Here is a 12,336-nt window from a genome sequence, read left to right as displayed (position 1 = left end):
AAGTAGACGGTAGACAGTAGGAAGTGGACGTCATTGCGAGAAGCCGCAAGGCGACGAAGCAATCCACTCCTCAAGTGTCACCCTGGAGCGTCCGTAAGGACGCGATAGGGCCCAAAAACATCAAAGACCGTAGCAGTAAATGCTGCAGTCTTTTTTCTTTCCCGCAATAATCTATTTTTCTGACATAAGTTAGGAGGTCTTTGTTTATGAAAATGTGGCGCAAGTTTAGTATCATCATATTTAATGTTGGTTTAATGATGCTTTCTGCTTGTTCGGATGACAATCCAGAAAATCCTGCCAATGAAATTGAAATCGGCGAGGAAAGTTCCTCGGATGGTTTTATCTATAGTAGCTCTGCTCATGAAATGTTTGATGAATCTAGTTCAAGTGAAAATGTATTTTCAAGTTCCATTGAACAGTCAATATCTAGCAGTTCTGTAACTTCCAGTTCTATGAACGAAAGTTCATCGTCTGTATGGTATTTAAAAGAGACTTTTAAAACCTGGTACGGAGACAATCTCGACTCTGTAGTGAAAACAGGAATCTCTGCATCGAAAGATGTTTATGTAAAGGGATCTGATTGGTTTGTTTTTGGCGATAGGGATATAGGTGGTTTTTCACAAATTGAGTTCCCGGATCCTGCTGTTGAAAACGCTCCCTATTTTTATTACAACTTGCTTCATAAATGTATAGGCTTATGTGCATCCTATGTGTTTAATCAAGAAGGTTTGAAAGAAACCCCGTTTGTGGGTTTTGGATTCTATATAGCGGACAAAGCGTCAAAAGATAGTTTGCTTGCGGCAGATGTTTCCGATTGGGGAGGGTTGTGCCTTGCATATAACTCTGGAACGGATTTAATTGTCGGACTGGAATCGCTCAATCAGGAAAACAGCGTTTTAGATAATCTGCCGTCTGTCCGTTTGCCGGCTTCCGTTGGACAGGTGGTAAATATTCCATGGGGAGATTTTTCTTCTGGAGCAGTATCTGTAGATGATGCCGTGAAAAATCTGTATGCCGTCAAATTTAAGTTCGTTGGTGAAAATGGGGATAACGGCTCTTTCAACATTCAATCCGTAGGTGCTTATGATGGAAACTGCAAGTTGAGTGTAAAAGCTTTGGATAGTATTCCAAAAGAAAAGAATAAAGTCGACGCTTTAAATGAAATCTTCAAGGAACCTGGAATTCAGCCAATAGCACCGTTTGAAACCTGGTATGGAGCAGATTCTGTTCATCGTGTAGATGCCGGCTTTGATACAGAATATGACAGTAAAGGAAAATGGACTTTTTCTGTGGCGTCTTGGAAAAGTGGAGTATATTTTTTGAATGGTGGAGATGATTGGGACATTGAGGGCGCCATTGATTTATGCGGTGGAGTTTGCACAGTCTTTTCGCCTAGGGCAGAAGACGGAAACTGCGAACGATACATTAATATGCATTTCAGCATTGCCGGATATGATATGACCAAGGGCATAAATGGAGAAGCGGATGCGTCTTCTATGAAAGGCGTTTGTGTTGTATATACCTCGGATGTTCCTGTAACTTTGAGAATAGGCCAAGCCCAGAAGGTTTGGGCTGTGCGTGATTCGCGGCTTGATCCAGAAATTCAGATTCCCGCTAAGGCGATGGCTGGCGTAGAAAGAATCCGTTGGTCGGAGTTTAAAACACCTCCAGAAACATTCCCGCCCCTTGATGGTGAATTGGCCGCAACAAGAATGGTTGACTTTGATTTTGTCGTTTATGGATGCGGGTCCGATTCGTACGAGTTCAACATCATGGCCGTTGGACCCTATGATGGTTGCGAAAAATACGAAGAAATGAAATGATTCGTTGCGTAATTGACGGAACTCATCCCAATCTTACCCCCAAAAGCCCCGAAAGGGTGCTTTTTAACCAATTTTCGTGTTAAAACGGCGAAAAATTACGGACTAAAATGCGTGGGGCGGGCTTTTAGTCCGTAACGGACCGTGTTGACTTCGGCTGCGATTTTTTTTCGTCGGTCATGTTGGGTAGCCCGTTGCAGACGCTGTTTAAAGGTTCATGGAATGAAGGTGTTCATTATGTATCTGTTGAAAATACTACAATGACACCAAACAACTATCTTGTTTTGGCTCATAATGGAAGTGTTCTAAATAAGGTAAGGATAGAAAGATTCGCTTGACAGAAATATTTGTGGCAGTTGGCGTGGCTATTATGGTGCAAAATATGTAATGTGGGATGAAACCCAAGTTGTTTATTGCACTAAATTTTGTATCGATTCCATGGCCAATGTGCAATATAAAATAGTGTGCAAAACGGGTGCAGCTACGGACGCTATACGAAACTTGCCACTTCAGTAGCTTAGTTGAGTTATCCCCTTTGGGGAGAAGTGTCAAGTACAAGGTGCCTTACATCACGACCCTCGCCGGTGCCTACAACACCGTCAAGGGCATCGCCGCCGCCCGCAACGGCCATGGTGCTGTGAAGAGCCTGCAGGAATACCACGCAAGCATCGAAGAGGTGTAATGCGAATGTCATCCTGACCCTGAACTTGTTTCAGGGGAAGGATCTAAAACAATTGAAGGTCGTAGCAATGCTACGGCCTTTTTTGATGTTTTAGGAGTACAAAAAAAAGCCGCTCTGGTGGGTCTGTCTCGTCTAGAGACTTGCGGCTCGCGATTGCTAACTGGAACGGTTGCGACGCCGGCGCTTCTTATCCACCAGAAGGGCTCAATGATTAATATACCACTTTATTTCTAAAGTGGTACGGTTTTCTTTAATTTCGATATTCCAACTTGGAATAGCCGGCGTTAGCCGATGAATCCATGCGGTTTGAATCCGAGGCCCTTTACGAGTTCGAAGTCCTTGCAGCTGTTGACGCCTGCGGTGGTGAGCATGTCGTCGGTGATGGCTGCGTTCGCGCCGCTCTTGAAGGCGCGTTTTCCGTCGTCGCCCAAGACGCCGCGGCCGCCCGCGAGGCGGATGAATGCCTTCGGGTTGATAAATCGGTAAATTGCCACGATGCGGCAGAATTCATCGTTCGTGAGTTTCGGGAGGTTCTCGTAGGGCGTGCCCGGAATGGCGTTCAGCACGTTCACCGGCGTGGACTTGACACCGAGTTTGCGGAGATCGAGGCACATGTCGATGCGGTCTTCCATCGTTTCGCCAAGGCCCATGATGCCGCCGCTGCAGATTTCAAGACCAGCGGCAAGGGCGTTTTGGAGTGCACCGATTTTGTCGTCGTAGGTGTGCGTGGTGCATACGTCGGGAAAATGCCTGCGGTAAGTTTCCAGGTTGTTGTGGAAGCGGGTGAGGCCTGCTTCTTTCAGCTTGTCGAACTGTTCCCTGTTCAAGAGCCCTGCCGAAAGGCATACGGAAAGCTTGGTTTCTTTCTTGAGGCGGCGAATGGCTTCGGAGATCTGTTCCACGTCGCGGTTCGAGAGCGTGCGGCCAGATGTCACGATGGAGTATCGCGGAATGCCTGCGGCTTCTTTCTTCTTCGCATCGGCTACGATTTCGTCGGCGCTGAGCAGCTTGTATTCGGGGGCGCCGGTGTGGTAGTAGCTACTCTGGGCGCAGTACTTGCAGTTTTCGGAGCAGCGACCGCTGCGGGCGTTCACGATGGAGCAAAAGTCAAAATCGTCGCCGTGGAATTTTTCGCGAATCTCGTTCGCGGCTTTCGTGAGTTCGTCGAGGTTTTCACCTAAAAGCTTGATTGCATCTTCGCGCGAGATTTCGTATCCTTGCAATACCTTTAACTTGAGATTTTCGATAAAAGACATGCTGCGCTCCTTGTTGCGCGCCCAAATATAGAAAAGTATCCTTGATTTGAAAGAGTTGTGAAAGGAATGTAAAGTCTGTGTAAAGTGATGTAAAGCCTTTGTAAAGTCCAGATAAAACCTTTGGAAAGTGCGATTTCTGAGTCTTGCACATCGCTCCGGGGCTTTTTACTTTAAGGTCCGTGAGGTTTTTATGACGACTTTTTATATCATTCTTGTGGCGATGTTGCTGATGCTTGCCCTGTTCGACTTGTTCGTGGGTGTCAGTAACGATGCTGTGAATTTTTTGAGTTCCGCCGTAGGAAGCAAGGCATTTAAGTATAAAACCCTGATGATCTTTGCTGCGGTAGGAGTTTTTTGTGGAGCCACCTTCAGCAGTGGCATGATGGATATTGCGCGGCATGGCATTTATATGCCCCAGTATTACACCTTCGCCGAACTCATGTGCGTGTATGCGGCGGTGATGTTTACCGATGTAATCCTCTTGGATATATTCAACTCCTACGGAATGCCCACTTCCACTACCGTTTCCATGGTCTTCGAACTGTTGGGGGCTTCGGTCGCTATAGCCAGTATCAAGATCCTGGGTGACGATTCCCTGGCTTTAGGGAACCTCATTAATACTTCCAAGGCCCTGACGGTGATTATGGGCATCTTCCTCTCGGTGGCCATCGCCTTTGTGGTGGGCCTTGCTGTGCAATATGTAACTCGCCTGATATTCTCTTTTGGCTACAAGAAAAAACTCCGTTACTTTGTAGGTATTTTCGGCAGCGTATCCCTTACCTCCATCTTCTACTTTATCCTTGTCAAGGGGCTCAAGAATATGAGTTTTGTGGGTGAAGGGTACAAGACCTTCCTCTCGGAAAACGAGATGTTCCTTATTATGGCCATGTTCGTGGGCTTTTTTGCGATATGCCATTTGCTCCATGCCGTTGGCGTGAACGTATTGAAGGTGATTATCGCTTTTGGTACCTTCTCCCTGGCACTTGCTTTTGCTGGAAATGACTTGGTGAACTTCGTAGGAGTGCCCCTGACCAGCCTCTCTTCTATGCAGCACTTGCTTAGCGATTCCGGTAATCCTCTAGATTACAATATGTCTTTCCTGTTGCAGTCGGAACCGGGACAGTGGTACCTTCTGATGATTGCGGGCCTTATCATGGTCCTTTCCTTGGTGTTTTCCAAAAAGGCGAAGAACGTGGTAAAGACGTCCGTTTCCTTGGCTGCCCAGAATTCCTCAGATGAAATTTTCGGAACTAACCCGGTAGCCCGGGCATTGGTTCGCGGATCCAATGCTGTAATCAAGTTCGTTTCTGGTCTTGTTCCAAGGAGAATTTCTAATAAACTTAATTCGCGGTTCGATACCAAGCAGATGATTTTGGAAGAAGAAGGAGCCGCCTTCGACCTGCTGCGTGCCTGCGTGAACCTGATGCTGGCTAGTTCCCTTATTGCACTTGGAACCTCTCTCAAGCTGCCCCTTTCCACCACTTATGTGACTTTCATGGTGGCCATGGGTACAAGCCTTGCGGACAGAGCCTGGAACAGGGAAACAGCGGTGTATCGCATTACGGGAGTACTCTCGGTAATCGGTGGTTGGTTCTTGACAGCCTTTGCCGCCTTTGCCAGCGCCTCGGTGGTAGCCGTGGTTCTTCATCTGGGAGGACTTCCCGTGATTTTCGCGCTGTTTGCGGTGGTCATTTTTGTCCTGGTCAGGTCAAATTTGAAATACCGTGAAAACAGGAAGGATAAGACGGAAGAACGGTTTGAGAAAATCCTTGCTGCAAGTCCCGAAAGCAAGGTGTACCCGCTAATACAGGATTACAGTCGCGGAGAATGGAGTGAAATCCTTCGGTGGTGTGCAGATTGCTACGAAAAATTGCTAGTGGGCCTTTTACGTGAAGACCTGGGAGAACTCCGGTCGGTGAACAAGAAAGTGAAAATCTTGAAGAAACACGTGCAACGGAACCGACGCCATGGAACCCTTTGTACGGAAAGGCTTGCCCAGGAAGATTTGGTGGTAAAGAACTTTTTCCTGTATCAGGCCAACGATTTTATGGGAGATGCCCTGTTCAGTCTAGAACAGATTTCGTCTCCGTGCAAGAACCATGTGGATAACGGCTTTAGCCCCGTGGATAAGGAAAAGCGGAAGAAACTTTTGCGGGTGGCCGCCCATGTGAGACAGAAAATAGAATATACGGCCGATATGGTGGAATCTATGGATTTCAGCTGCTATGACGATGTGCGCAATCAATTGCGCGAAGAAGGCTCCAAAATTTTCAGTGAACGGAAAGCGGAAATGATGAAGGCAAGTTCAGAAAATATCAGGGCGGAAATCCTTTATTTAACTATTCTTTACGAGTCCTGGGCTTTGTTGGACTCGGTAGGATCCGTGGCCAAGGCCAGCAGGAAGTTCCTAACCGTAAAGCAATGATTTTGCAGGATGCCCTATGATATATATTGTTGAAGATGATGCCGAAGTCCGGGAAATGGAAGCTTACGCTTTAAAAAGTAGCGGTTTCGAGGTATTGGCCTTTGATTGTGGCAAGGCCATGGATGAACAGGTGAAGGTCAATGTGCCGGATTTGTTTATTCTGGATATCATGCTTCCTGGAGAAGATGGCCTGAGTATCCTCAAGCGTCTGCGAAGCCAGGAAAATACAAGGGATATTCCGGTCATCATGCTTACGGCAAAGGGAACGGAACTGGACAAGGTAAAAGGTCTGGACTTGGGTGCCGATGACTATATGGCAAAGCCTTTCGGAATCCTGGAACTGATTTCCAGGGTGCGGGCGGTTCTCCGTCGTTCTGATCGGGGGGCCGAGGAATCGGAGGTATCGGAAATTTTTTCTGTCGGCAATGTGGAATTGGATGATAGGCGCCACCTGGTACGGGTAAAAGGGAATGCGGTCGACTTGACCTTTAAGGAATATGAATTGCTGAAATTGTTGATGTCTCACCCTGGAATGGTCTATTCCCGTCAGCAGATTCTGGAAAAAATATGGGGCATTGATTTTGATATGGACACGCGCACTGTGGATATGCACGTGAAAACCCTCCGGCAGAAGTTGGGGGACCAGGGGTCCATCGTACAAACCGTCAGAAACGTAGGGTATAAGGCGCTATGAAAAACAGTATCCGGTTCAGTTTGATTTACGTGGGGGTGCTCGCGGCACTCTTTGCTGTGTATTTTACTGCGCAGGTTTTTGAGAATGAAATGTCAGAACAACTGAAACGGGACCTGCGTGAAACGGCGCACCTTATCGAAGTCTCTTACGGCAAGATGGATTCGACCGATGGTGGACCCATTGCGAACTTGTCCGCCTTTTCCAGTAAAAATTTGCGTATTACCTTAGTGGGCAGTGACGGTAAGGTCATCTACGAAAGTGATGCCGAGGCCGGCAAGATGGAAAATCACCGGAACCGCCCCGAAATCATGGATGCCTATGCTAAGGGCTTCGGTGAAAATCTTCGCTATTCCGTGACCCTGAACGCCAAGGTGTATTACTTTGCGAAACGCCTTGCAGACGGGAATATCTTGCGTCTGAGCCGCCGTCAGGCGAGCCTCCACGAGTCGGTGTCCAAGACCATGCCTTACCTTATCGCACTGTTGACAGCCGTGGTCGTTGTGTCGATCCTGATAGCGATCGGCTTGAGCCGCGCCTTTGTGCGGCCGGTGCAGAGGCTTGCCGACAACTTGGGACAGCCGGAATTGATGGACGACGAGGGAATCTACAAGGAAATCGCTCCGCTCGTGAAGACAATCCGTAAACAGAACCGGGAATTGCAGCTGACTGTGGAACAGCTTTCGTTGGAAAAACTGAAAACCGCCCAGATGCGTGACGAGTTTACCGCTAACGCCTCCCATGAACTTAAAACGCCCCTCACTTCGATTTCGGGTTACGCGGAACTCATCGAAAACGGGATGGCCAAGCCTGAAGATGTAAAACTCTTTGCAGGCAAGATTCACAAGGAAGCGAACCGCTTGCTGTCTATCGCCAATGACATCATGACTCTTTCGAAACTGGATGCGCCGGGCGAATCGACGCTGGATTTAGGTGAAACGGTGAAACTGTGGCCCCTTGCCTGCAGCTGTGTAGATGAACTATCCTTCAATGCCGATAAGAAGGGGGTCCAGGTTTCGCTGAAAGGCGAAGAATCCTCCCAGGTGCAAGGAAACCGCCGACTCCTTTTTGAAATGCTGTACAACCTAGTTGACAATGCCATTCGCTATACGGAACAGGGCGGCAGCGTCCAGGTCCTTGTCAAGGAAAAAGCTCTAGTCGTAAGGGATACGGGCATCGGTATTCCCGAAGAAAATCAGCCACGCATCTTTGAACGCTTCTACCGCGTCGACAAGAGCCGCTCCAAGGCTACCGGCGGCACCGGTCTCGGCCTCGCCATCGTAAAGCATATTGCCGAAGTGCACCACGCACATATTTCCCTGAAGTCCGTTGTGGGCGAAGGTACCGAAATCAGCGTGGAATTTGGATAAAATCCGAAAACGAACATGGCTAAAGACTTTCCTTGTTGCAACAAAAAAAGCCCGGCGGTGAGGCCGGGCGAATTTCATCAAGACTTGACGCTTACTTGCTAAACGGCGTCATCACTTGCCATAGGACTGCTTTGTGAGCGTGCAGGCGGTTTTCTGCTTCTTCAAAGCTCATGTTCACGTCGAGATTGTCCATCACGGAGTCTGTGATTTCTTCACCGCGGTGAGCCGGCAGGCAGTGGCTGACCTTGCAGTGTGCCGGAGCAAGCTTCAGGAGTTCGTCGTTGATCTGGAACGGCAAGAAGTGGCTCTGCTTGGTGGCCTTTTCGCCTTCCTGGCCCATGGAGACCCACACGTCGCTATAGAGAATGTCGGCGTCCTTGACGGCTTCCTTCGGATCGTGGAATACGCGGTACTGGCAGCCGTGTTTCTTCAAGCCTTCTTGAGCTTCTTCGACCACCTTGGCGGGCTGTTCGAAACCCTTCGGGCAGGCGAGCGTGAAGTTCATGCCCACCTTGGAGGCGAGGGCGAGGAAGGAGTTGGCCACATTGTTGCCGTCACCGATAAAGGCGACGGTCTTCGGCTTACCGTCGGCATTCTTGAATCCGCCGAGGTTTTCCTTGATCATCTGGGCGAATGCGATTGCCTGGCACGGGTGGTAGTCGTCGGTGAGGGCGTTCACGACCGGCACGCTACCGTATTCGGCGAGCTGTTCCACCAGGTCCTGCTTGAAGCAGCGGACCACGATGGCGTTTACCCAGCGGCTGAGGCAACGCGCCACATCCTTGACGCTTTCGCGCTTGCCAAGGCCAATGGAATCGGGGGCGAGCAACACGGCGTGGCCGCCGAGCTGGTTCATGCCCACCTGGAAGGTGGTGATGGTGCGCAACGACGGCTTCTCGAAGAACATGGCAATGTTCTGACCATGCAGGCGGTCGGACACCTTGCCGGCGTGAACCTCGGCCTTGAGGCGGGAGGCGATTTCTACGGTTTCGAGGATTTTTTCTTCGCTCCAGTCCATGAGGCGGAGGAAGTGCTTGTTGCGATCAATCATTTTGATTCCTTTGGGCAAGCCCTATAAAAAACAAAAAAAGTAAAAAACGGAGCTTTTACACTCCGTCTTTAACAGGAAATCACAATAGAATGCTAACGGATATTAGCGAAGTTTCTTTTTGTGACGGTCACGACGACGGCGCTTCTTACGCTTGTGAGTCGCAATCTTCCTGCGCTTTCTTTTCTTTCCGCAAGGCATGTTGTTTCTCCGTTAAGGGTTAAACTTAAAAATGTGTCTCCAAATAGAGAAAATTTTAGGGGCTTTGTCAAGGGCAAGTTGCCCCCAAAACAGATAAAAATATGCAAAAAAAGCGTGTAAAAACCCCCGACTTGCGCCGGGGGTTCGGGTGTGTGTCTTTTTATAGGAAGTTTTAATTCAACGTGGGCGTCGTCCAGTCAATCCATTCAGACTTGTTCCACTTGATTTGCTCAGTGTTCTTGCTGTAATCAATTTTACCAGTCTTAGTATCCTTGCCGAATAGGAACTTGTTCATGAAATCCTTGACTTCGTCAAACTGTCCACCCGGAAGAGCGCAATGGTCGTGACCGCCTTCCTGGCTGTAGGTGTAGTTTTCCGTCGCTCCGAGAGCCTTGTAGGTTTCGAGAGACGCCTGGCCGCAGTAGTTCGACGGTACTTCGCCAAGCCACTTTTGACCTGCATTGTCAAGGATGAGGAGTGCTCGCGGAGCGACCATGCTCACGAGCATGTGCTGGTCGAACGGGAGCGTGTTTTCTTTACCTTGGTAGTTCCTGAAGGAGGAAATCATCCACCTGCCTTCGGTCGCAGCACTGCTCAAAGGCTGCACAAAATCGGTTCCCTTCTGCTTGTTGACCTGGGCACCGACGCGCCAGAGAGAGGCTCCGCCGGAACCAGATTCTTGCGGGATTGTGAGCGCAATACGTTCGTCAAACGCACCCACAGCGAGTGTGCCCTTGCCCCAACGGGAGCAGCCCGTCATAGCGAGGTGATGCACGTCGATACCGGCTTCAGGAGTCTTTTCGAGAGCGTCGATAATGCGGCTCACAGCCCAAGCCCAAGCGATGATAGTGCCCTGTCCCTGGTTGTAGAGTTGGAAGAACATACCACCGCCGTTTTCAGGAGCGACGTCGTCCGGATTGAAGGAAATCTTGGCAATATCAAGGCCATCCGTAGCCTGCCCAAGGCTTCCGCAGAAGCCCATGAACCCGCCGCCAAAACCGATGAGGGCCGGCTTCGGCTTGTCCTTGGTGCCGGCATTCTGAATGCTCACGGAGAAGCTTCCGGACTTGCCCTTGTCGGTCACCTTGATGGTGAGCTTGCCGCCGGAATAAGTCCCTTCGACCTTATCCGGATTGCGCGGCTTGGTGCCGAACATAATCTTTTCGTACATCGCGCCGATTTCTTCGCGGCGGCACTTCCATTCGTCCTTCGAGGAAATGCGCTTGCCATCGAGACCCATGAACGGGTCGGGCAGCTTCGCGTTGTTCACACTCGTCGGGATGTTGCCAATCTGGCATTCGCTGCGGTGATCTTCCACAAAGTCGCTGCCCGGTGTCGGCGGAACGACTTCTTTTTCGCTGGAACTGGAAATGTCCGAATCGGTAGCGGAAGAGCTGCTGCCCCAGTGATGGTGGTGGCTGCTCGACGATTCTGCAATCGGATTGGAGTCCGAAGACCCGAGCTGCGGCACTCCGGCATCGCTTGACGATGTGGGGGCGTTTGGATCAACGGGTTGATTCGGATCCAGCGGGTTGTTGGGATCCAGCGGGTTGTTCGGGTCAAGCGGATTGTTCGGGTCGCTTGGGTTCTGGTTTGCAGCAGAATCGGTCCCTGGATTCTGCTGGTTGGCCGCATTTGCCGAATCTGCATTAAATGCGCCATATTGGTCGATTAGACACTGCTCGGTGACACATTCTGTCGCGGCTGCATTATTTTCGTCGCCACAGGCCCAAAATCCGGCGGCTATTGCCACCGGCAAAAGAAACTTGATTTTTTTCATAATAATTAATCCAACCCCATGCGAACATAGTGAATTCTACATTCCCATGTACAAATAAAATAAATTCAAAACATGCAAAGAGTGCACTATGTAAAGTGTTTTCCGTTGTTTGCCTTAACAACACCGGGAGCATTTGATCTGTGCCGCGACGATGGCAAACATCATGATGGCACAACCGCAGAGTTCTCGTGCCGAAAGCTGTTCTTTTAGAATGGCCCAGCCCGCAAGTACGGCGAATACCGATTCAAGACTCATCGTGAGTGAAGCAATGGTGGGGCTCACCTTGTCCTGTGCGACAATCTGTAGCGTATAGGCGATGCCGCTCGAAAAGAATGCGGCAAAACATAACCCTGCGACGGCGCGCGGATTGGCAAACGCAGCGGCAACCGAGCTAAAGTCCATTTCCGGAAACTTGAGGTCAAAAATAATCATCAGCGGTGCGGTCAACACGCCGACAGTCAAGAACTGTATTGCTGAAACGCGAATGGGGTCAACGTGATTCGCGAACTTGTCGATGACAAGGATGTGAAATGAAAAGGCTAGCGCACAAAGTAACGACACTCCGTCGGAAAGTTCCAGCGAAAGACCTTCCTTGATGCAGAGCAAGTAAAGTCCGACGGTGGTCATCGCGACGCAAATCCATGTCTTTGCCGAAATGCGGTGTCCGAGAATGAGCCTTACGACTGGCACGAGCACGATGTAGCATGCTGTCAGGAATCCCGCCTTTCCGGCAGGAGTGCCAAGGAACATCCCGAGCTGTTGCAGGTTCATGGCGGTACAAAGGGCGAGCCCGTAAAGGAATCCAGCTTTCCAAAGAAGCTTGGTTTCGGCGGGGGAGCGCGGCTTGCGCGGACTTTTCCCGAAAAAATCGAGCAACTTGAAAACTAAGGCTAGGAAACCTGTGGCGATAAAACAGCGAATGCACGAAAAGGCGAACGGCCCAAAGGCGTTGCCTTCAATCTGGGCGACAAAGCCCGACCCCCAGATGAAGGCGGTTAATACCAGTAAAAGACTGTAGCCGAAACTTGCCATGCGTGCATATATAGAAATTTTCTATTTTTGG

Annotated in this window: 9 protein-coding genes; 5 read left to right on the top strand and 4 right to left on the bottom strand. The window is 49.7% G+C overall.

Annotation, left to right across the window (positions count from 1 at the left end):
- Nucleotides 1-206 precede the first annotated feature (206 nt).
- Nucleotides 207-1,823, top strand: coding sequence for a hypothetical protein (locus ACKI61_RS08440; RefSeq protein ID WP_407457302.1), 1,617 nt, complete (start codon nucleotides 207-209; stop codon nucleotides 1,821-1,823).
- Between the two features lie 532 nt (nucleotides 1,824-2,355).
- The gene (locus ACKI61_RS08435) at nucleotides 2,356-2,502 is read left to right on the top strand and encodes a hypothetical protein (protein ID WP_407457301.1); all 147 of its coding nucleotides are present in this window, start codon (nucleotides 2,356-2,358) and stop codon (nucleotides 2,500-2,502) included.
- A 284-nt stretch (nucleotides 2,503-2,786) separates the two neighbouring features.
- On the opposite strand, the gene bioB is transcribed toward ACKI61_RS08435, so the two are convergent.
- Nucleotides 2,787-3,758, bottom strand: a complete 972-nt coding sequence (bioB, locus tag ACKI61_RS08430) for a biotin synthase BioB (RefSeq protein WP_407457300.1) — start codon at nucleotides 3,756-3,758, stop codon at nucleotides 2,787-2,789.
- A gap of 190 nt (nucleotides 3,759-3,948) precedes the next feature.
- Here bioB and ACKI61_RS08425 point away from each other — a divergent pair, with 190 nt between their 5' ends.
- Genes ACKI61_RS08425 through ACKI61_RS08415 form a run of 3 tightly spaced genes read left to right on the top strand, consistent with a single transcriptional unit; the run spans nucleotide 3,949 to nucleotide 8,244 of the window.
- The gene (locus tag ACKI61_RS08425; protein WP_407457299.1) at nucleotides 3,949-6,183 is read left to right on the top strand and encodes an inorganic phosphate transporter; all 2,235 of its coding nucleotides are present in this window, start codon (nucleotides 3,949-3,951) and stop codon (nucleotides 6,181-6,183) included.
- A 16-nt stretch (nucleotides 6,184-6,199) separates the two neighbouring features.
- The gene (locus tag ACKI61_RS08420) at nucleotides 6,200-6,877 is read left to right on the top strand and encodes a winged helix-turn-helix domain-containing protein (RefSeq protein ID WP_407457298.1); all 678 of its coding nucleotides are present in this window, start codon (nucleotides 6,200-6,202) and stop codon (nucleotides 6,875-6,877) included.
- Nucleotides 6,874-8,244, top strand: coding sequence for an ATP-binding protein (locus tag ACKI61_RS08415; protein ID WP_407457297.1), 1,371 nt, complete (start codon nucleotides 6,874-6,876; stop codon nucleotides 8,242-8,244). The genes ACKI61_RS08420 and ACKI61_RS08415 overlap by 4 nt, the downstream gene beginning before the upstream one ends.
- Before the next feature lie 91 nt (nucleotides 8,245-8,335).
- Here the strand turns inward: ACKI61_RS08415 and argF are convergent, their stop codons facing one another.
- The 3 genes from argF to ACKI61_RS08400 all read right to left on the bottom strand — a co-directional run bounded on the left by argF (nucleotide 8,336) and on the right by ACKI61_RS08400 (nucleotide 12,305).
- Entirely contained in the window at nucleotides 8,336-9,295 is a 960-nt protein-coding gene (argF, locus tag ACKI61_RS08410; protein ID WP_407457296.1) for an ornithine carbamoyltransferase, read from the bottom strand.
- Nucleotides 9,296-9,665: 370 nt separating this feature from the next.
- The gene (locus ACKI61_RS08405; RefSeq protein ID WP_407457295.1) at nucleotides 9,666-11,273 is read right to left on the bottom strand and encodes a hypothetical protein; all 1,608 of its coding nucleotides are present in this window, start codon (nucleotides 11,271-11,273) and stop codon (nucleotides 9,666-9,668) included.
- A 114-nt stretch (nucleotides 11,274-11,387) separates the two neighbouring features.
- A complete protein-coding gene (locus tag ACKI61_RS08400; RefSeq protein WP_407457294.1) occupies nucleotides 11,388-12,305 on the bottom strand; it encodes a DMT family transporter in 918 nt (305 codons plus the stop codon).
- Nucleotides 12,306-12,336: the final 31 nt, after the last annotated feature.

It is taken from the genome of Fibrobacter sp. (assembly GCF_045601785.1).
Taxonomy (GTDB): domain Bacteria; phylum Fibrobacterota; class Fibrobacteria; order Fibrobacterales; family Fibrobacteraceae; genus Fibrobacter.
The sequence above is the reverse complement of the archived record's forward strand: the minus strand, read 5'-3'. Positions and strand labels throughout refer to the sequence as shown.